18 protein-coding genes and 1 other RNA gene are annotated in these 21,140 nt (G+C 51.2%); 9 read left to right on the top strand and 10 right to left on the bottom strand.

All coding sequences use genetic code 11. The features are described from left to right. Positions 1 to 2 precede the first annotated feature (2 nt). Positions 3 to 3,365: a mechanosensitive channel MscK gene (gene mscK / locus SBG_RS02190; protein ID WP_000178226.1), complete on the bottom strand. Its 3,363-nt coding sequence runs from the start codon at positions 3,363 to 3,365 to the stop codon at positions 3 to 5. A 116-nt stretch (positions 3,366 to 3,481) separates the two neighbouring features. Beyond that, a complete protein-coding gene (acrR, locus tag SBG_RS02185; RefSeq protein WP_000101762.1) occupies positions 3,482 to 4,138 on the bottom strand; it encodes a multidrug efflux transporter transcriptional repressor AcrR in 657 nt (218 codons plus the stop codon). 141 nt (positions 4,139 to 4,279) lie between these two features. Here acrR and acrA point away from each other — a divergent pair, with 141 nt between their 5' ends. The 6 genes from acrA to SBG_RS02155 all read left to right on the top strand — a co-directional run bounded on the left by acrA (position 4,280) and on the right by SBG_RS02155 (position 11,079). Then, positions 4,280 to 5,473 carry a multidrug efflux RND transporter periplasmic adaptor subunit AcrA gene (gene acrA / locus SBG_RS02180; protein WP_001039205.1) on the top strand — a complete coding sequence of 398 codons (1,194 nt, stop codon included), beginning with the start codon at positions 4,280 to 4,282 and terminating at the stop codon, positions 5,471 to 5,473. Between the two features lie 22 nt (positions 5,474 to 5,495). Continuing rightward, complete coding sequence (gene acrB, locus SBG_RS02175; protein ID WP_001132513.1) at positions 5,496 to 8,645, top strand: efflux RND transporter permease AcrB; 3,150 nt, start codon at positions 5,496 to 5,498, stop codon at positions 8,643 to 8,645. Between the two features lie 495 nt (positions 8,646 to 9,140). After that, on the top strand, positions 9,141 to 9,515 hold the full coding sequence (gene tomB, locus SBG_RS02170) for an Hha toxicity modulator TomB (protein WP_000344807.1): 375 nt from the start codon (positions 9,141 to 9,143) through the stop codon (positions 9,513 to 9,515). A 27-nt stretch (positions 9,516 to 9,542) separates the two neighbouring features. Continuing rightward, positions 9,543 to 9,761 carry an HHA domain-containing protein gene (locus SBG_RS02165; RefSeq protein ID WP_001280991.1) on the top strand — a complete coding sequence of 73 codons (219 nt, stop codon included), beginning with the start codon at positions 9,543 to 9,545 and terminating at the stop codon, positions 9,759 to 9,761. A gap of 178 nt (positions 9,762 to 9,939) precedes the next feature. Continuing rightward, positions 9,940 to 10,491 carry a maltose O-acetyltransferase gene (gene maa / locus SBG_RS02160; protein ID WP_001278796.1) on the top strand — a complete coding sequence of 184 codons (552 nt, stop codon included), beginning with the start codon at positions 9,940 to 9,942 and terminating at the stop codon, positions 10,489 to 10,491. A 117-nt stretch (positions 10,492 to 10,608) separates the two neighbouring features. Next, entirely contained in the window at positions 10,609 to 11,079 is a 471-nt protein-coding gene (locus SBG_RS02155; RefSeq protein WP_000136180.1) for a YlaC family protein, read from the top strand. 52 nt (positions 11,080 to 11,131) lie between these two features. Here SBG_RS02155 and ykgO read toward each other — a convergent pair whose 3' ends face one another. Both ykgO and SBG_RS02145 read right to left on the bottom strand, forming a co-directional pair. Beyond that, entirely contained in the window at positions 11,132 to 11,272 is a 141-nt protein-coding gene (ykgO, locus tag SBG_RS02150; protein WP_001197749.1) for a type B 50S ribosomal protein L36, read from the bottom strand. A 5-nt stretch (positions 11,273 to 11,277) separates the two neighbouring features. Next, a complete protein-coding gene (locus SBG_RS02145) occupies positions 11,278 to 11,538 on the bottom strand; it encodes a type B 50S ribosomal protein L31 (RefSeq protein WP_000801419.1) in 261 nt (86 codons plus the stop codon). 204 nt (positions 11,539 to 11,742) lie between these two features. On the opposite strand from SBG_RS02145, the gene SBG_RS02140 reads away from it, so the two are divergent. Next, a complete protein-coding gene (locus tag SBG_RS02140; RefSeq protein WP_000213124.1) occupies positions 11,743 to 13,293 on the top strand; it encodes an EAL domain-containing protein in 1,551 nt (516 codons plus the stop codon). A gap of 57 nt (positions 13,294 to 13,350) precedes the next feature. Here SBG_RS02140 and ffs read toward each other — a convergent pair. After that, positions 13,351 to 13,447, bottom strand: an RNA gene (ffs, locus tag SBG_RS21290) — signal recognition particle sRNA small type. Positions 13,448 to 13,531: 84 nt separating this feature from the next. On the opposite strand from ffs, the gene SBG_RS02135 reads away from it, so the two are divergent. Then, positions 13,532 to 13,921: an MGMT family protein gene (locus SBG_RS02135; RefSeq protein WP_000908589.1), complete on the top strand. Its 390-nt coding sequence runs from the start codon at positions 13,532 to 13,534 to the stop codon at positions 13,919 to 13,921. Positions 13,922 to 13,953: 32 nt separating this feature from the next. On the opposite strand, the gene SBG_RS02130 is transcribed toward SBG_RS02135, so the two are convergent. Beyond that, a complete protein-coding gene (locus tag SBG_RS02130; RefSeq protein ID WP_000779806.1) occupies positions 13,954 to 14,523 on the bottom strand; it encodes a YbaY family lipoprotein in 570 nt (189 codons plus the stop codon). A 214-nt stretch (positions 14,524 to 14,737) separates the two neighbouring features. Here SBG_RS02130 and tesB point away from each other — a divergent pair, with 214 nt between their 5' ends. After that, complete coding sequence (gene tesB, locus SBG_RS02125) at positions 14,738 to 15,598, top strand: acyl-CoA thioesterase II (protein ID WP_000084183.1); 861 nt, start codon at positions 14,738 to 14,740, stop codon at positions 15,596 to 15,598. A 122-nt stretch (positions 15,599 to 15,720) separates the two neighbouring features. Here the strand turns inward: tesB and amtB are convergent, their stop codons facing one another. The 4 genes from amtB to SBG_RS02105 all read right to left on the bottom strand — a co-directional run bounded on the left by amtB (position 15,721) and on the right by SBG_RS02105 (position 21,138). Continuing rightward, a complete protein-coding gene (gene amtB, locus SBG_RS02120; protein WP_000816971.1) occupies positions 15,721 to 17,007 on the bottom strand; it encodes an ammonium transporter AmtB in 1,287 nt (428 codons plus the stop codon). A 31-nt stretch (positions 17,008 to 17,038) separates the two neighbouring features. Continuing rightward, positions 17,039 to 17,377 (bottom strand): P-II family nitrogen regulator, encoded by a 339-nt coding sequence (gene glnK / locus SBG_RS02115; protein WP_000780337.1) that lies wholly within the window; start codon positions 17,375 to 17,377, stop codon positions 17,039 to 17,041. A gap of 214 nt (positions 17,378 to 17,591) precedes the next feature. Further along, positions 17,592 to 19,373: a SmdB family multidrug efflux ABC transporter permease/ATP-binding protein gene (locus tag SBG_RS02110; protein ID WP_001256095.1), complete on the bottom strand. Its 1,782-nt coding sequence runs from the start codon at positions 19,371 to 19,373 to the stop codon at positions 17,592 to 17,594. Further along, positions 19,366 to 21,138, bottom strand: a complete 1,773-nt coding sequence (locus SBG_RS02105) for a SmdA family multidrug ABC transporter permease/ATP-binding protein (RefSeq protein WP_001235654.1) — start codon at positions 21,136 to 21,138, stop codon at positions 19,366 to 19,368. The genes SBG_RS02110 and SBG_RS02105 overlap by 8 nt, the downstream gene beginning before the upstream one ends. Positions 21,139 to 21,140: the final 2 nt, after the last annotated feature.

Below are 21,140 nucleotides of genomic sequence, written 5' to 3'. Positions count from 1 at the left end.
TTTTAGCTTACCGTTGGCGCCAGCTCATCGCCGTTAAGATCGCGCTTTACTTCGGTCACGTCATCGCCCTTCTCATTGTGCAGATGCACCTCAAGCTGGTTAAAAGCAATATTGATATCATTTTCGCGGCACAGGCGATCGATGGCGCGGTTTAGTTCATCCACCGTGTGGCTACGATCGCGTAATTCACGCACATACAGACGTAGCTCATGATCGAGAGTGCTGGCGCCAAAGGTGGTAAAGAATACGGCAGGTTCCGGATCATGCATCACCTTAGGATGTTCCATTGCTGCCTGTAGCAGGACTTTTTTCACTTTCTCCAGATCCGAGCCATAAGCGACCCCTAGCCGAATAACCAGACGTGTCGTGGTATCGGACAGCGACCAGTTAATCAGCCGCTCCGTCACGAACGCTTTATTCGGAATGATCACCTCTTTACGATCGAAATCGGTAATGGTAGTGGCGCGAATACGAATCTTGCTGACCGTGCCGGAGTAAGTGCCAATCGTCACCGTATCGCCAATACGCACCGGACGTTCGAAGAGAATGATCAAGCCTGAAACGAAGTTACCGAAAATCTCCTGCAAACCAAAACCCAGACCAACCGACAGCGCCGCCGCCAGCCACTGCAATTTATCCCATGAGACGCCGAGCGACCCAAACACCGTCATCGCGCCAACGGCGATAATAATGTAGTTAAGGATCGTGGTGATCGCATACGAGGCGCCCTGACGCATATTCAGGCGTGAAAGCACTAATACTTCCAGCAGACCGGGTAAGTTGCGGATAAGCGCCCAGGCCACCATCGCGGCAATAATGGCGAATAGCAAGCTCCCCATCGTCACGCTTTTCACCACCGCAGCACCAGCTTCAGAGCCGTTGTAGTGCCACAACGTGATGCTATCAAGATAGCTAAATACGGTGATCAGATCGGACCAAATCGCCCAAAACATCACGCCGAACAGGGCAATCATTAGCAGCATAGTGATACGTAATGTTTGCTGGTTAATTTGCTCCAGCGCGATAGTTGGCTCTTCCTGTGGTTCCGCGCCTTCCGCTCCCTCTTTTACCAGGTTCTGACGACGAGCCAGCGCGCGGCGCCAGGCAATCCTGCGCGCCGCTACGCTTAATCCGCGCAGCACCGTTTGGTAAAGCAGGTTCCAGATAATGACCAGATAGACAGTTTCAATCCAGCGACCAGCCAGGCGCAGGGTGGTATAGAAATAGCCGGTCGCCGTGAGCACCATTAACGCCACCGGGATGATAGAAAGAATCGTCACGGTCACCAGTCGAATGCCGTGCGACTCTTTATCACGCCAACTTTCCCGACACAGCGGCCACACCAGTAACGTTATCACCAGCAAGTTGAGGAAAATAACCGCCTGCCCCAGCACATCATCCATCAGATTCAGCGGCGACAGCTCCGCCACCACAGACCAAAAGTGCAGCGGTAACAACGCCAGGCTAATGCGGACAATCTGGCGACGCCAGTGACTGGTCAACTGCGCTGGCATACCAAAATGGCGTATCGCCACGCCCTCTTTTTCCAGTACCTTCCAGCACACCCCAAATACCAGCCAGAACAGCGCGAGTTTCTTACTAAAATCCCACAGGAGATCGCTGATATTTAACTGCATGGTCAGCAGGATCAGGCCAATCGCAAGGATAATCAGGCACACCGGCAACGCGCGGATCAGGTCGATCAGGATCGCTTTCGGGGTGTTGAGCTGACTATCGTTACGCAACGATCCCACCGCGGCGGCCAGTTTCTGTTGGTACGCTTTTAGCCATTTCAAACGCCAGCGAATTAAACCAGCAATGAGCAACAGCGGCAGCCCCGCTAAAAAAGCAATAAATACCGCAGGCCAGGCTTTTTGCCAGTTCACCGTAATTTTCATCGTGCTGAACTGCTCTTTTAACGTTTGAGGAAACGCTTTAAGCCAGGCCCAGTCCATAGGTCGATTACTGTTCACCCAAAAAATCTGTTGCGTCAGAATAGCTTTCAGGTTTTTCGAGACACTCATTAACTGCTGCTGGTTAATTTGCAGGTTAATCGCCATCATCAACTGATTACCCAGCTGTTTATTCAGTTGATCCAGCAGCTCACGGCGCATCTCCACAACCTGCAGCAAGGCATCGTGAACGTCATCATTCACCTCGTTGGTATGCCCCTCCTCCAGTTTGTCGACAAAGGCGTCGCTCTGGAATAAGGCATCGCGCTGCTGGTTAATTTCAAACTGTTCCAGACGCAGATCCGCTATGCGGTTGGTCATGTCTTCGAGTTCATCGGCGGAAGGTAACGTTTGTTGCTGTTGGTAAAGAATACGCGATAACAGCAGGCTGCCTTTTAGTACAGCAATCTGCTCTTTGATGTTTCTTTCCGACTGCAACGCGCGATCGAGCCAGTTTTTCACTTTGATATTTTGCTGCATCAGCATATTGCCGTTTTCGGTCGCGGCAATCAGGCGTTGGCTAAGCTGATGGTTAAGATCCAACTCCTGCTTTACCAGCGGGTTAGCCTGGATACGCGCAGTTTCATCGGGCGAGATGGCTTCCTGGGCGGTTTTTTCCGTTAACGTGAGTCGTTTGCTGTTGACCGCTTCCTGTAAAAGTTGAAGCTGATGTTCAAGGCGATTACTGTTAGCCGTCACGTAATCTCGCTGTTTTTGCAAGGTGTCCTGCAAAACAGTATTTCCTTCGAGGCTCTTACGTTGCTGGTCAATCTGCGCATTAAGTAACGCCTGCTGCGCCTGTAATAACACCTGCTGGCTGGGGCGTAGCGCGGCTTCGCCTACATTATTGCCATCCAGACGATTGCGGATTTGCTGAATTTGTTGCGAAGCGGCATACATCGCATTTTGCACGCGCTCAGGCTGGGTCTGCAGCGAAACCAACTGACTATTGTAGGCCGCCAGATCGTTTTGCGAATTTTGCAAATCGTCCAGCACCTGCGCAACACGCAGCTCAAGCTGACGTAATGAGAGCGTACTCAGCGTTTTTCGCGTTTCATCGTCATTGTCAACATCCCCCAACGCATTTAACGCTTCCGTCGCCTGGCGCATTTTTTCCGGCGCCTGCGCCACCTTCTGTCGCAGCTGTACGGTCTCCTCTTTTATCCGTTCAATCTTTTCCAGAGTGGCGAGCGTATCGGTAAGATCTTGCTGGACCAGCTTATCCTGGGCGGAGAGATCTTTTTGTTTATTCAGCGTATCCAACTGAGCTTGTATATCCGCTTTTGACGGCAAGTCACCATTCGTTTGCCCCCGGGCAAACGCCAGAGACTGACAGGACAGCAGGATAATAAGGAAGCTAATGGTAATAAAAACAAAATGCTGTGAACGTTTATAAAGCTGCAACATAGTCATGACAATGAAGGTATTTGAACCGGCAAGCGGGCCGGAAATAGTTGAGCCGCAAGAATATCACGGCTGTAACAAACAGAATAGCGAGATAGAAAATGTCCAGGAGTTTTCCTGGACAATTATGAAGGGGCCTCACTGGCGGTTGGCGCATGCAGCGTCGGACACAACTGATACATCTCCAGCAGGATGGTAACGTAGGCGCGGGCTTCTTTTTTTAAATCAAATGATTGCGGAGCAAATAACCAATTTTCCATAATACCTGAAATGAAGCTGCGCATCAGTATCGCCGCGCGACGGGTCAGCAGATTTTCAGGCAGCATGTTAGCATCAATACACTGCGTCAATGTTTGCTCTATCCGATCGTAACTTTCCAGACAAAGGCTACGTTGCGCCTGTTGAACCACAACCATTTCTCCGACAAACTCACATTTATGGAATATAATCTCCATCAATAAGCGGCGGCGTTCTTCTGTGACGGTAGCTTCAAGAAGATGAACTAAAATTTCTCTTAATACAGATAGTGGATCGTCGGGGAATTTTGCCTGATACTCAATCTCAAGCTCACCAATATTGGATTCTGATAGCTCCCAGATCTCACTGAATAAATCCGACTTATTTTTGAAATGCCAATAGATTGCGCCGCGCGTCACGCCAGCTGCGTTCGCAATCTCCGCCAGTGAGGTCGCCGATACGCCTTGCTGCGAGAACAAACGCAGGGCCACATCCAGGATGTGTTGTCGTGTCTCCAGCGCTTGTTGTTTGGTTTTTCGTGCCATATGTCGGTGAATTTACAGGCGTCAGATTTACATACATTTATGGATGTATGTACCATAGCACGACGATAATATAAACGCAGCAATGGGTTTAAGGACCTTTGACCATTGACCAATTTGAAATCGGACACTCGAGGTTTACATATGAACAAAAACAGAGGGTTAACGCCTCTGGCGGTCGTTCTGATGCTCTCAGGCAGCTTAGCGCTAACAGGATGTGACGACAAACAGGACCAGCAAGGCGGCCAGCAGATGCCAGAAGTTGGCGTTGTTACGCTAAAAACGGAACCACTGCAGATCACTACTGAACTTCCGGGTCGTACCGTTGCTTACCGTATCGCCGAAGTTCGCCCTCAGGTAAGCGGCATTATCCTGAAACGTAATTTTGTTGAAGGAAGTGATATCGAAGCAGGAGTCTCCCTCTACCAGATTGATCCTGCGACGTACCAGGCAACTTACGACAGTGCCAAAGGTGATTTGGCAAAAGCGCAGGCCGCCGCGAATATCGCTGAACTGACGGTAAAACGTTATCAAAAACTGTTAGGTACGCAGTATATCAGTAAGCAGGAATACGATCAGGCGCAAGCTGACGCGCAGCAGGCGAATGCCGCCGTTGTTGCAGCCAAGGCCGCCGTTGAAACCGCGCGTATCAACCTGGCATATACCAAAGTTACCTCACCAATTAGCGGCCGTATTGGTAAATCGTCCGTGACGGAAGGGGCGCTGGTACAAAACGGTCAGGCATCGGCACTGGCGACCGTACAGCAACTTGACCCTATCTATGTGGACGTAACCCAATCCAGCAATGATTTCCTGCGTCTGAAGCAGGAACTGGCGAATGGCACGCTGAAACAGGAAAACGGCAAAGCGAAGGTGGATCTGGTGACCAGCGACGGCATCAAATTCCCGCAATCCGGTACGCTTGAATTCTCCGACGTTACCGTCGACCAGACTACCGGATCGATTACTTTGCGCGTCATCTTCCCTAACCCGGATCACACTTTGCTCCCAGGAATGTTCGTTCGCGCGCGTCTGCAAGAAGGGACAAACCCGACGGCCTTACTGGTTCCGCAACAGGGCGTTACCCGCACGCCGCGTGGCGATGCCACGGTTCTGGTCGTGGGTGCTGATAACAAAGTGGAAACCCGCCAAATCGTCGCAAGCCAGGCGATCGGCGATAAATGGCTGGTGACTGACGGGTTGAAAGCGGGTGACCGCGTGGTCGTCAGCGGGCTGCAAAAAGTACGTCCTGGCGCACAGGTCAAAGTGCAGGAAATTACCGCGGATAACAAACAGCAAGCCGCAAACGGTAACCAGCCTGCTCAGCCCAGGTCTTAACTTAAACAGGAGCCGTTAAGACATGCCTAATTTCTTTATCGATCGCCCTATATTTGCGTGGGTGATCGCCATCATCATCATGTTGGCAGGGGGGCTCGCGATCCTCAAATTGCCGGTAGCGCAATATCCTACTATTGCGCCTCCAGCAGTGACGATCTCAGCGACTTACCCTGGCGCTGATGCGAAAACGGTACAGGATACCGTCACGCAGGTTATCGAACAGAATATGAACGGTATCGATAATCTGATGTATATGTCCTCAAACAGTGACTCCACGGGGACCGTGCAGATCACACTCACTTTTGAATCCGGTACCGATGCAGACATCGCGCAGGTTCAGGTTCAGAACAAACTGCAACTGGCAATGCCGTTACTTCCGCAGGAAGTACAGCAACAGGGCGTTAGCGTTGAAAAATCCTCCAGTAGCTTCCTGATGGTCGTGGGCGTCATTAACACCGACGGTACGATGACTCAGGAGGATATTTCGGATTATGTCGCCGCCAATATGAAAGACCCGATCAGCCGTACATCGGGGGTGGGTGACGTACAGCTGTTTGGTTCGCAGTACGCTATGCGCATCTGGATGAATCCAACAGAGCTGACTAAATATCAACTGACGCCAGTTGATGTGATTAACGCTATCAAAGCGCAGAACGCCCAGGTCGCAGCAGGCCAGCTCGGTGGTACACCACCGGTAAAAGGCCAGCAGCTTAACGCGTCTATTATTGCCCAAACGCGTCTAACTTCGACAGATGAGTTCGGCAAAATCCTGCTGAAGGTGAACCAGGACGGCTCCCAGGTTCGTCTGCGGGATGTGGCGAAGATTGAGCTTGGCGGCGAAAACTACGACGTTATTGCAAAATTCAACGGTCAGCCGGCATCGGGTCTGGGCATCAAACTGGCTACTGGCGCTAACGCGCTCGATACCGCTACCGCTATTCGCGCCGAACTGAAAAAAATGGAACCGTTCTTCCCGTCTGGGATGAAAATCGTCTACCCGTATGACACCACGCCGTTCGTGAAGATCTCTATTCATGAAGTGGTGAAAACGCTGGTTGAAGCGATTATCCTCGTGTTCCTGGTGATGTATCTGTTCCTGCAGAATTTCCGTGCGACGTTGATTCCAACCATTGCGGTGCCGGTGGTACTGTTGGGGACCTTTGCGGTCCTTGCAGCCTTCGGTTTCTCGATAAACACCCTGACGATGTTCGGGATGGTGCTCGCCATCGGCTTGCTGGTGGATGACGCCATCGTGGTGGTCGAGAACGTCGAACGTGTTATGACGGAAGAAGGCCTTCCGCCGAAGGAAGCGACGCGCAAATCCATGGGCCAGATTCAGGGCGCATTGGTGGGTATCGCGATGGTACTGTCAGCGGTATTTATTCCGATGGCCTTCTTTGGCGGTTCTACCGGGGCGATTTATCGTCAGTTCTCTATCACTATCGTATCGGCGATGGCGTTGTCGGTGCTGGTCGCGCTGATCCTGACGCCCGCGCTGTGTGCGACGATGCTCAAACCCGTCGCCAAAGGCGATCACGGCGAAGAGAAAAAAGGCTTTTTCGGCTGGTTTAACCGCCTGTTCGATAAGAGCACGCATCATTACACCGATAGCGTAGGTAATATTCTGCGCAGTACCGGTCGTTATCTGCTGCTCTATCTTATTATCGTCGTCGGAATGGCTTATCTGTTCGTTCGTCTGCCAAGCTCCTTCTTGCCGGATGAAGATCAGGGGGTATTTCTGACGATGGTTCAGCTCCCTGCCGGCGCGACGCAAGAGCGCACGCAGAAAGTGCTGGATGAGGTCACGGACTACTACCTGAACAAAGAGAAAGCCAACGTTGAGTCTGTGTTCGCCGTTAACGGCTTCGGCTTTGCAGGGCGCGGCCAGAATACCGGTATTGCGTTCGTATCGTTGAAAGACTGGGCCGACCGTCCTGGTGATGAAAACAAGGTTGAAGCGATTACCCAACGGGCAACCGCGGCGTTTTCACAAATTAAAGATGCGATGGTCTTCGCCTTTAACCTGCCAGCGATTGTTGAGCTGGGCACCGCGACCGGGTTTGACTTTGAGTTGATTGATCAGGCTGGCCTCGGCCATGAGAAACTGACCCAGGCGCGTAATCAGTTATTCGGCGAAGTGGCGAAATATCCCGATCTGCTGGTAGGCGTACGTCCTAACGGTCTGGAAGATACGCCACAGTTCAAAATCGATATCGACCAGGAAAAAGCGCAGGCGCTTGGCGTTTCCATTAGTGACATTAATACCACTCTGGGCGCGGCCTGGGGCGGCAGCTATGTAAATGACTTTATCGACCGAGGTCGCGTGAAGAAAGTTTACGTGATGTCCGAGGCAAAATACCGCATGTTGCCAGATGACATTAATGACTGGTACGTCCGTGGTAGCGACGGTCAGATGGTGCCGTTCTCTGCATTCTCCTCTTCCCGCTGGGAATATGGTTCTCCGCGTCTGGAACGCTATAACGGTCTGCCTTCGATGGAAATACTGGGTCAGGCGGCACCAGGTAAGAGTACCGGTGAAGCGATGGCGATGATGGAAGAGCTGGCCAGTAAGCTGCCATCCGGTATCGGGTATGACTGGACCGGCATGTCTTACCAGGAACGACTGTCTGGCAACCAGGCTCCTGCCCTGTACGCTATCTCATTGATTGTCGTCTTCTTGTGTCTGGCGGCGTTGTATGAGAGCTGGTCTATACCGTTCTCCGTCATGCTGGTTGTTCCGTTGGGGGTTATTGGCGCGCTGCTGGCAGCTACCTTCCGCGGACTGACAAACGACGTTTACTTCCAGGTGGGTCTGCTCACAACCATTGGGTTGTCGGCGAAGAACGCGATACTTATCGTCGAATTCGCCAAAGACTTAATGGATAAAGAAGGGAAAGGTCTGGTAGAAGCGACGCTGGAGGCTGTACGTATGCGTCTGCGTCCGATTCTGATGACATCGTTAGCGTTTATGCTGGGGGTTATGCCGCTGGTAATCAGTTCCGGTGCGGGTTCCGGCGCCCAGAACGCTGTTGGTACTGGCGTACTGGGCGGGATGATAACTGCAACAGTCCTGGCTATCTTCTTTGTCCCCGTCTTCTTCGTCGTGGTACGTCGCCGCTTTAGTCGTAAAAGCGAAGATATTGAACATAGCCACACTATAGAACATCGCTGATCTACTCACTGTCGATAAGGCCGCGCAAGCGGCCTTTTTTCTGCACAAAAATCATAAAATACGCTTATTGTTGGAAGGTTTATTTTTACCATATTAATAAAATGTATAATTTCTGGTATCCTGAAGGCTATGCTTAACAAAATAGGCCACGCCTTAATTAAGTATTAATTAAGTAATATTAAGATTATTCCTGGTTTGTTTCTTCCGTGCCGGACATTTACTTTAGTCTGACACGTAAAAAAACGTTAACCTGATGATTATAAAAACAATAAAATGATTGCTTTTTAAGCTTTCGACGTTGACTGTCAAAATTCGAAAATGCAGGGCAGAACACAGATTTCACGCAATTGTAATTTTTCGTAATATGACGATGAAAAGTTTTTTAGAGTAGATTATAGTTAAATCATAAGGTGACATGGGGAAGTGCCAGGTTAGTTAGTTGTATCCATCTCAACGGTGTTCAGTTAGTTCAAGCCACTAAGAAGGGGATGCATTATGGACGAATACTCACCCAAAAGACATGATATCGCGCAGCTTAAATTTCTTTGCGAAACCCTGTATCATGACTGTCTTGCGAACCTTGAAGAAAGCAACCATGGTTGGGTTAACGATCCGACCTCAGCAGTCAATCTTCAGCTCAATGAACTGATCGAGCATATTGCAACTTTCGCGCTTAATTATAAAATTAAGTACAATGAAGACAATAAATTGATTGCACAGATAGATGAATACTTGGACGACACCTTTATGTTGTTCAGTAGCTATGGTATTAATACGCAGGATTTGCAAAAATGGCGTAAATCGGGCAACCGCCTGTTTCGCTGTTTTGTTAACGCCACCAGGGCCAATCCTGTTAGTTTGTCTTGTTAAAAATTATTACAATCATAGGTAGAATTTATGTCTGATAAACCATTAACTAAAACTGATTATTTGATGCGTTTACGGCGCTGTCAGACAATTGACACTCTGGAGCGCGTCATTGAGAAAAATAAATATGAACTATCCGATAACGAGTTGGCTGTATTTTACTCAGCAGCAGATCACCGTCTTGCAGAATTGACGATGAACAAACTTTACGACAAGATTCCTTCTTCTGTATGGAAATTCATTCGTTAATCACTCGATATTGCGTTTACGGGAATACCCCATGTGTTATCCCCCTTCGTTTTCAGCCAATAACACAACGGGTCATTATAGAACAGTGATATAGATCACATAGAAATAACAGGGAACGTTCCCTTGAATAATATATTATCGATTATGTTGCGATAATATCTGCTAATGGAAGCGCACAGTGAGTGACGAAAAACAAAAAATGATTGCCGGGGAGTTGTATTGCCCGAGCGATGAAACTTTATGTCGCGATCGTCTGCGGGCACGCCAACTCATCCATCAATACAATCATTCCGCGCCTGATGAAATAAATAAGCGTCAGGCGATTTTGCGTAACCTGTTGGGTCAAAGCGACAACGTCTATATTGAACCCTCCTTTCGCTGTGACTATGGTTATAATATTTACCCTGGTCATTCCTTTTACGCTAACTTTGACTGTGTCATGCTTGATGTGTGCCCAATTCATATTGGCGACAACTGTATGTTTGCGCCGGGGGTACATATTTATACTGCCACACACCCGCTGGACGCCGTTACACGCAACAGTGGACGAGAATTTGGCAAACCCGTGACCATTGGCAATAACGTCTGGATAGGCGGACGAGCTGTCATTAATCCGGGCGTAACGATCGGTGATAATGTGGTCGTTGCCTCAGGCGCTGTAGTGACAAAAAGCGTACCGTCAAACGTCGTGGTCGGCGGAAACCCGGCTCGAATCATTAAAAAATTGTAGTAAAAATGATAACTGTTATGATAATTCATAGTTAATCTGTTACTTTTCTCATGCCGAGCAACCTCTTACAATGCGCTGTTACTATCCCGCATGTCGCAGAAATCATGAAGGCAAAAGATGACAGAGATACAGCGCCTGCTCAGCGAAACCATTGATGACTTAAACGCCCGTGAAAAACGCGATAACAGACCGCGTTTTAGCATCAGTTTTATTCGTAAACATCCCGGATTATTCATCGCGATGTATGCCGCCTGGTTTGCGACACTGGCGGTTATGCTGCAATCAGAAACACTGGCGGGTTCGGTGTGGCTGTTAGTCGTGTTATTTATCGTGTTTAATGGTTTTTTCTTTTTCGACGTCGCTCCGCGTTATCATTATGACGACATCGACGTGCTGGATCTCCGGGTGTGCTATAACGGCGAATGGTACAACACCCGTTTCGTTCCCCCCACGCTCATCGAGACGATTCTTCAGTCTCCACGGGTAGATAATGCGCAAAAGGCCCAGTTGCAAAAGATGATAGCCCGCAAAGGTGAACTTTCCTTCTACGATATTTTTACGCTCGCCCGCGCAGAAGCACGCGAATAAAAAAAGTGCGCCCCATCCCTGGTGCGCACTGTTCTTCTCTCACAGTAGGTGGTTAACGCCTTTTTTTACGCCCCTGAACCGCCTTAAATCGTGGATTCGTTTTACAAATCACATACAGGCGTCCTTTGCGTTTTACTATCTGGCAATCCGGATGCCGTTGTTTAGCATTGCGAAGTGAGTTAAGTACCTGCATCGCATTTATCCCCGCTTAGCGCCGAGAAAGTGGCCAAAACGTTTCTGGAAACGCGCGGCGCTGCCTTCGTTATCAAACGTTTTCTGTTTACCAGTGTAAAAAGGATGCGATTTTGATGACACATCAATAGTGACATACGGATACGTCACACCGTCCATGTCGATTGTACGTTCAGTTTTGATAGTCGATCCCACCTTCACATATTCATTTGCACTGGTGTCGTGAAATACGACGGTACGGTAAACAGGATGAATATCTGGTTTCATTGCGCCCTCACCATTATGTTATAACATAACATTAAAATACATCATTCACGATCATTTTTCAACCTGTAAATACAGGGTGCCTCCTCCGTCAGACTCCCCCTGGTCCCCTGCGGCCTGTAAAACCGATAAAATCGCTTTATCATTCGAAGGCGCGATTTGTGATCGGATATACTTTCTCTACGCTGTGTTTATAAGGATATCACTGTGACAACACGACATCTGGTCAGCCTGGTAACGGGAGTGCTTATCCTGTCTGTCCTTTTCCCGATAGGATTAAGTCTGTGGCTGGCGCACCGCCAGGTTGAAAAAAAGTTCAATGACGAACTGGATGTCTTCTCCTCCCGGGTTGCATTACGTACAGAAAGGGTCAGAGGCCAGGCAAAAGCCGCATTAGCGTATATGGCTTCCTTTAAAGGAGAACCCTGCAGCAGCGCTCATTTACTCGCCATGCGCCGTGTGTCTTATAGCTTTCGTTATGTTCAGGAAGTGTTGTATCTTAAAAACAATGTTCCCGTGTGCTCCTCACTGGAAAAAGAGAGCCACATTCCCGCTTTTCCGCCTCCCATGAAAATCACGCAGGATGGTTATCGCGCCTGGTTTACGGCACAAAACGATCTGGGAATAAATCGTTATATGGCCGCACTCGGCAGTAATAACTACATCGTCATGATCGACCCGGCATCTTTTATCGACGTGATTCCATTCGGAGCATGGCCGATTGATGTCGCCATTATTGGGCAGGAGCGCAATACCGTGGTTGCCAGCAGTGGTAAACTTGAGCCCGCCATTCTTCCTCTGATTCAGCATGAGACGCCCCTGCGCCTGGAAAATCATGGCACTCTGTATGCTATCCATCCCTTTCCGGAAATGGGGATCACGATTGTAAGCTGGGCATCCTCTGCCCCGCTGGAACAAAACTGGTATCGCCAGACATTTATCTGGCTGCCAGCGGGAATCCTCACGGGTTTACTGGCCGCCGCCTTTATTCTGCGTATTTTGCGTCGGCTACAGTCGCCCCGCCACCGTCTCCAGGATGCGATAGACAATCGAGAAATCAACGTGCACTATCAGCCTATTGTCTCCCTGAGCAATGGAAAAATTGTCGGCGCAGAAGCCTTAGCTCGCTGGCCACAGGCGGACGACACCTTCCTTTCTCCGGAGATTTTTATCGCGCTGGCCGAACAAACCGGGCTTACGGAGCCGCTAACCCGCTTGATCATCGAAACCGTCTTTAAAGACATGGGGAGCTGGTTAAAAGCCCACCCTGAACAGCATATTTCCATCAACCTTGAGGCATCCGATCTGGCGTCGGACAAGCTCCCGGCGTTGTTAAGCTCCCTGCTCAGCCGTAGCCAAATTTCTCCATCGCAAATCGCGCTTGAGTTAACAGAGCGCGAGTTCGCCGATCCGAAAACCAGCGCGCCAATCGTCGCCAGATACCGTAACGCGGGGCATTCAATTTATATTGATGATTTTGGCACCGGTTATTCCAGCCTCAGCTATTTACAAAATCTGGATGTGGATGTCCTTAAAATTGATAAGTCCTTTGTCGATGCGCTGGAATATAAAAACGTCACGCCGCATATTATTGAAATGGCGAAAACGCTCAAACTCAAAATGGTTGCAGAAGGTATCGAAACGACGAGGCAAGAACAGTGGCTACGCCAGCATGGCGTGCATTATGGTCAGGGCTGGTTATACAGTAAGGCGCTGCCCGGCGAGGCATTTATTCTTTGGGCAGAGCAACGGCTATAACGAGGCGCAGAGAAAACAACGTAGATAACATTGCCGAACGGCAGAATTGGGTGGGGGCCCTGCCAGCTACATCCCGGCACACGCGTCATCTGCCTTGGCTGCTTCCTTCCGGACCTGACCTGGTAAACAGAGTAGCGTTGCGGGAGAACCAACAGAGCCCCCATAGAGAGCGTTGTGAACCAACGCGCAGGCGCATTATCACTGCTATACCCTGTAATTGCAACCCATCAGGTATCGGATGCTGATTTCTTGCGCACCCGGGCTTTCTTCCACCGTTATTCCGGATTATCCTGAAGCATTAACGCAGGATTCTATGATGGATATACAGGACACATTTCCGCAGCGCGTCTGGCAAATCGTCGCCTCGATCCCGGAAGGGTTTGTTATGACCTATGGCGATGTCGCCAGGCTTGCCGGCTCGCCGCGGGCGGCGCGTCAGGTTGGTGGAGTGTTAAAACGTCTGCCGGAAGACAGTAACCTGCCATGGCATCGGGTTGTCAATCGCCACGGCGCCATATCTCTCACCGGGCCAGATCTACAACGGCAACGTCAGGCGCTACTGGCGGAAGGCGTGGTGGTATCGGGAAGCGGGCAAATTGATTTACAGCGCTATCGCTGGGTGTATTAACCCTCTCCGGTGTGGAGAGGGTTGGCGCAGGATTAATACTGGGTAGGCGCAGGAACGGCAGAAGACGGATTAACCTGGGTAGGCGACGTCGATGGAACCGTCGTCGTCGCACCACCGCTGGCCTGAATAGGCACCGCCGTTTGCTGTACCGGCACCAGCGTCAAATCCGCTTTAGTGCCACCATTATTAATCACCGTTTTTACATTATCGGTAATAAATACCAGCTTGTTATCGACGGTGATTGCCGCGCTCAGGAGAATACGCGCGTTAGGTTGAATATCGGATGGGTTAAACGGCAGCACAAAACTGAAAGGTGCCTGTTTACCTTCGGTCCGTACCGCTTTTTGCGACAATACCTTAGACGGAGTATCCGCCAGAGAAGCATCAGAAAGCGTCACGGTCAGCACCGCATCTGGCGGCAAAGCGACCTTCTGGCGGATCCAGACGGTACCAGAAACATTGGGTTGCTGAATAGTAGACTGATTAGCAGTAATCGACATGTTAGGGTTTGGCGCAGGCGTCTGGATATCAGCGCTTTTATCAGCGCAGGCCGCCAGAGATATCGCAACCGCTAAACCACTTACAATGTGCACGAGTTTCATTCAATTCTCCTTATCATCAATGCACCAGCAGGCCTTTCCCCCCGCCGGAAGAGTGGTTAACAGAAACATAACGTGATTAAGTGTGGCACATGTCACTCATTTTTGCCTGGAATTGGTCTGTTATTCAGACTTTTGTACCCATCGGACCACTTGTGAAATTGCGTTATACTCTGGCCTATCTCGCTTCGGCATTGTTGTCACCTGGAGAGCATGTATGAGTCAGACGCTAAATAATTTGCTGACGTTATTGAATCTGGAAAAAATTGAAGAAGGACTCTTTCGGGGCCAAAGTGAAGACTTAGGTCTACGTCAGGTATTTGGCGGCCAGGTGGTGGGCCAGGCGCTGTATGCGGCAAAAGAAACGGTGCCGGAAGAGCGGCTGGTGCATTCATTCCACAGCTATTTTCTGCGGCCAGGCGATAGCCAAAAGCCCATCATCTATGATGTAGAAGTGCTGCGCGACGGTAATAGTTTCAGCGCCCGCCGCGTTGCCGCTATTCAGAACGGGAAACCGATCTTTTATATGACCGCATCCTTCCAGGCCCCGGAACCGGGCTTTGAACATCAAAAGGCGATGCCGGCCGCAACAGGACCGGAAGGGCTACAATCAGAAACGGAAATCGCGCAGTCGCTGGCGCATCTCCTGCCGCCGATTTTGAAAGAAAAGTTTCTCAGCGATCGTCCGCTGGAGATTCGTCCTGTAGAATTTCACAATCCGTTAAAAGGTCACGTCGCCGCGCCGACGCGTCAGGTCTGGATTCGTGCCAACGGCACAGTTCCGGCTGATATTCGTGTCCATCAATACCTGCTGGGATATGCTTCTGATCTGAACTTTCTTCCTGTTGCGCTTCAGCCTCACGGCATCGGTTTTCTGGAAAAAGGCATTCAGATCGCCACTATCGATCACTCGATGTGGTTCCATCGCCCGTTCAATCTTAATGAATGGCTACTTTATAGTGTGGAGAGCACTTCCGCTTCCAGCGCCCGGGGCTTTGTTCGCGGCGAGTTTTATACTCAGGATGGCACGCTGGTCGCCTCGACCGTGCAAGAAGGGGTGATGCGTAATCACAATTAAAAACCATTCCGCTATCCGGCGTTAACTGCCTGATGGTCCTTCGCTTATCAGGTCTACCGTGAATGTCGGGCCCCGTAGGCCGGATAAGACGCTTTCGCATCGCTATCCGGCATGTTGTACAGTCACGCGTTATACGCATTTTCGCCGTGGCTGTTCACATCCAGTCCTTCCCGTTCCTGCTCTTCCGGCACGCGCAGTCCCACCAGGCTATCCGACAGTTTGAAGCCGACAAATGCGACACCCCCAGACCAGACTACCGTTATAGCAATACTTTCCAGTTGTACCAAAACCTGATGCCCCATCGTGACACCTTCGGCAAAGCCAACGCCCCCCAGAGAACTGGCGGCAAAGACGCCAGTCAGGATGCAACCGATTATCCCGCACACGCCATGAACACCAAAAACATCACACGGATCATCCACCCGCAGGATACGTTTAAGCATCGTGACCCCCCATAATCCTGCCAGCCCGGCGATAACGCCGATGAGCAGCGCGCCACCAACGCCAACATAGCCACAGGCAGGCGTCACCCCAACCAGACCAGCAATCGCACCGGAACAGGCTCCCAGCAGTGAAGGCTTACCGCGTAGCGTCCACTCGCCAACGATCCATCCCAGGATCGCGGCGGCGGTCGCCACAACCGTGTTCACAAAGGCCAGCGCCGCAATCTCATTTGCGCTACCCGCGGAGCCCGCGTTAAATCCAAACCAGCCAATATACAGGATCGCCGTACCAGTAAAGACCATCGGCAGATTATGGGGTTTAAACGCCTCCTTCCCAAAACCGACACGTTTGCCAATTAAATAGGCCCCTACCAGCCCGGCGATAGCGGCGTTAATATGCACTACCGTACCGCCGGCAAAATCCAGCGCGCCGTGAGCAGCCAGCAGGCCGCCGCCCCACACCATATGCGCAATCGGAATATAAGAGAGTGTGAACCACACTGTCACGAAAATCAGTACAGCCGAAAAACGGATACGTTCCGCCAGCGCGCCAACCATCAGCGCGACGGTAATACAGGCGAAAGAGCCCTGAAACGCCACATGGATATACTGGTAAATTGAGCCTGTTACTGCCGTCAGGGCAATATTCTTCAACATCGCCCCGTCAACATTACCAAAAAAAGAATTACCTTCGCCAAACGCCAGCGAATAGCCATAAAGCACCCATAAAATGCAGATCAGCGCAAAGGTGACGGTTACCTGAGTTAACATCGACAGCACGTTTTTAGCGCGTATCAATCCGCCGTAGAATAATGCGATACCCGGTATCGTCATAAACAATACCAGCGCAGTGCAAATCATCATAAAGGCGTTATCCGCTTTATCGGCAACCGCTGGCGCGGCTATCGTCAGTCCGGGCAGCAGCGCCAGTGAAGCCAGTGTGTTTTTTATCATCGCTCTCTTCATTGTTTCATGTCCTGTTGCTGGGTGACGGGGCTTACAGCGCGGCTTCGTCGGCTTCGCCAGTGCGAATACGAATAACGCGCATGAGCTCTGCGACGAAAATTTTGCCATCGCCAATTTTTCCGGTGTACGCCGCTTTACTGATGATATCGACGACCTCTTCCAACTGATCGTCGGCGATAGCGATATCAATTTTGACTTTTGGCAAAAAATTCACGCTGTACTCCGCGCCGCGATACAACTCGGCATGGCCTTTCTGACGGCCAAACCCTTTCACTTCGGTGACGGTCAGCCCCTGAATGCCAATAGAAGAAAGCGCTTCACGCACGTCCTCCAGCTTAAACGGTTTGATAATCACGGTAACCAGTTTCATAGACCCCCTCCAGGCAGAATCAGGTAAGGCAGCAGCCATGTATGAACCCTTCAGGATGGACTTTGCAAAGGATGTGCCAAAAATGGAATGGCAAGAAAGCGCGCAATTAACGGGGCGTGATGATATTGACCGTCCCCGATATCAAAGCAGGAAAACGTAAAACGCACCATGACGGTGCATGACAGGTAACATTTTGCCCCAGTGGCGCCGGGATTTACGCCACGGAGTCAGACTCCTCATGTACGCTGGCGGCTAACTCTTCACCAACTAACTGTAACTGATACATTTGCCAGTAGCGCCCTCGCGCCGCCAGTAATTGTTGATGCGTCCCGCGTTCCACGGCCTGGCCGCGATGGAGCACCAGAATGGTATCAGCCTCAACGATGGTTGATAACCGATGGGCGATAACCACCAGAGTGGTGTGCTCGCGAATCGCAGCCAATGCCTGCTGTATCGCCTGTTCGGTGCCGGAGTCAATACTGGCCGTTGCTTCATCAAGAATTAATATCTGGGGGGCGTCAACCAACACTCGTGCCAGCGCCAGCAGCTGTTTTTGCCCGACAGACAACGTATTTCCCTGTTCACCGAGAAGCGTATGCAAGCCATTGCTCAGGCTGCGTGCCAGTTCCGCCAGTTGTACCGTTTCCAGCGCCTGCCAAACCTGCTCCTCTGAAACCTCACGTCCCAGCGTCACATTGGCCAGGAAGGTATCTGCCATCACTACCGGGTCCTGCTGAACCATCGCTACGCCCTGACGTAAAACACGGTGCTCAAGGGAAGAAATTTCTCGTCCATCCAGACGGATCTCGCCTTGCGTCAGCGGATAGTAACCCATCAGTAAGCTGGCGAGCGTGCTCTTCCCACTGCCGGTGTGTCCAACCAGGGCCACAAAGCTACGAGACGGTACTGATAACGTAATATCCTGTAAAACAAGATTATCGCGGTGGTAAGCGAACGACAAATGGTCAATATCAATCGCACCGCTTTGCAACGGCCTGTCGTCACTGCCATAGCGCTGGCGCGGGCGATCCATCAGTTCAAAGACACGTTCTCCCGCTACAACCGCCTGCTGTAGCATAGATTGCTGGGTAGTCAGCTCAATGAGCGGCTCGTTCAGGCGCGACAGATAGCTAATAAACGCGTACAGCACTCCAACCTCAATCGTGCCGGCAGACGAAAAACTGAAGAGCATCAATAGACCGCACAGAATGAGTGCGGAAAAGAGGCTAAGCAATGGACGCAATAAAAAGCCGTCCAGGCGCAGCGTCTGCATCCGCGCCATGTAGTGCGAACGGCTGGCCTCGCCCATTCGTTCGCCGAAGCGCGCCTGCTGGCGAAACTGTTGAATAACGCTCATCCCATTGATGATTTCGTTAAAGCCGTCGTTAATATCTGCCAGGTACGCCCGCACGCGTCGAACAATCGGCGTGCTGTAACGCTGATAAATGATCATTACGGTCAGCACCGCCGGGAAAATCAAAATCGCCACCAGCGCCATGCGCCAGTCAAGGCTGAACATGGCGACCAGCATGGCGCCGATCAGCGCCGCACTGCGTAATACCGTCGCGACGACCGTAACGTACAGATCGCGGATAACTTCCGTGTCGTTGGTCACGCGTGAAATTAATTGTCCGACAGGCTGCGTATCGAAGGCGCTTAATGGCTGGCGCAAAGCGGCATCCATTACGTCAGTACGTAATGTCTGAACCACACCGACAGCCGCCCGGTTAAATAATAAAGACTGCGCGTAATGCAGACCTGCCGCCAGAAACTGCAGTCCCACATAGGCAGCCGCCAGACCCGCGACTTTACCCAGCGGTAAATGGTGTTGGGCCACCATATTATCAATGAAATAGCTGATCAGTAGCGGGCCGCTAACCTCTGCCGCGGCCGCAATCCACAGCATCACCACCGCGACAGAGAGCGGTTTTCGCCAGGGCGAGCCATACGACAGCAGCCGTTTCAGCGTCGGCCATAGTTGCCCAAAACTACGCATTCGCCGCCTCCTCGTCATTTTCCGGCGCGTCATCCAGCGCGGCTTCCAGTTGTTGATAGCGATACATATCGCGATACCAGCCAATCTGCTGCGACAGTTGATCATGATCGCCGCGCTGAACAACATGTCCATGCTGCATAACAATGATTTCGTTCGCGTCGATGAGTGCCGACAAACGATGCGCGCTAATGATGACCGTGCGTCCTTCGCCCCACTGACGCAAATTATGCAAAATCTGATGCTCTGTTCGGCCATCTACCGCCGAAAGCGCATCATCAAGAATCAAGATTTCCGCATTCAGCAATAGCGCTCTGGCAATCGAGATACGCTGTTTTTGCCCCCCCGATAACATCACACCGCGCTCGCCCACCTGCGTGTCGTACCCCTGAGGCAAGCGGAGAATATCTTCATGGACGCTGGCTAAACGCGCCACTTGTTCAATCTCTTCCTGGGTCGCATCCGGACGTCCAAGCGCAATGTTATTAGCGATAGAGTCCGAGAATAAAAACGGCGTCTGGCTGACAACCGCCAGTCGACTACGCCAGCTATCAAGCTGCAGACGTGTCAGCGGCGTGTCATCAAAACGGATTTCTCCCTGCGTGACATCGAAATGGCGCTGGATAAGCGATAATATCGTGCTCTTTCCTGCGCCGGTCGGCCCGCATATTCCCAGCATCTGACCGGGTTTAAGACGAAAATTGACATTCTCCAGCGCCGGATGCGTCGTTTGCGGATAGCAAAACTCGCGAATCGCCGCTACCAGTTCGCCCCGCCCCGCCGGTACCGGCTCTTCGCCATCGATGACGACCGGAGCTTCTGCCAGCATCGCACGGATGCGGCTATAAGCGGCGCTGCCACGTTCTACAATATTAAACATCCAGGCCAACGCCAACATAGGCCAAATCATCAGCCCCAGATACATCATAAAGCTGGTGAGTTCCCCCAGCGTCATGCTGCCGTTAACCACCATCCAGCTCCCGCCACTAATCGCGAGCAGGTTCGCCGTGCCGATAGCGACATAAATCGTCGGATCAAAACGAGCGTCAATACGCGCCACTCGCATATTTTTCTTGCCGGTATCTTCGGCATCCGCCGCGAATAGCGAGGACTGTCGGTCCTCCAGACCAAATGCTTTGATCATGCGAATGCTGGTCAGGCTTTCTTGCGTACGATCGTTCAGGCTGGAAAAGGCTGCCTGCGCCAACTTGAAATCGTCATGCAGCCGATCGCCGTAACGTTTGATCATCAGCGCCATAATCGGCATCGGCAGCAGTGCGAACAGCGTTAACTGCCAGCTAATTTGCGTGGACATAACAATCAACACCGCACACCCCATTACCAGCGAGTCCACCAGCGTCAGAACGCCCTCGCCTGCGGCAAAGACCACACGATCCACATCATTCGTCGCGCGCGCCATCAGATCACCGGTACGATGACGCTGGTAAAACTCAGGGTGCTGTCGGCTAAGCTGGCGATAATAATCTTCACGCAACTCAACCGCTAATTGGTAGGATGCGCCAAATAGCAGCACACGCCAGACATAACGCAATAAATAGACCACCACGGCAATCAGCGCGATAGAACCAATCCACATCGCTACCCAACCAGCAGTAAGGTGCTGTGCGGTTACGCCATCCACGACAATACCTACCACTTTTGGCGGAATGAGCTGAAGAATCGCAATAAGCATAAGCAAGAACACCGCGCCAAGATAGCGACGCCACTCCCGGCGAAAGTACCAGCTTAATTGAGCAAATAATCGCACGC

The organism is Salmonella bongori NCTC 12419, assembly GCF_000252995.1.
Classification (GTDB): domain Bacteria; phylum Pseudomonadota; class Gammaproteobacteria; order Enterobacterales; family Enterobacteriaceae; genus Salmonella; species Salmonella bongori.
The sequence above is the reverse complement of the archived record's forward strand: the minus strand, read 5'-3'. Positions and strand labels throughout refer to the sequence as shown.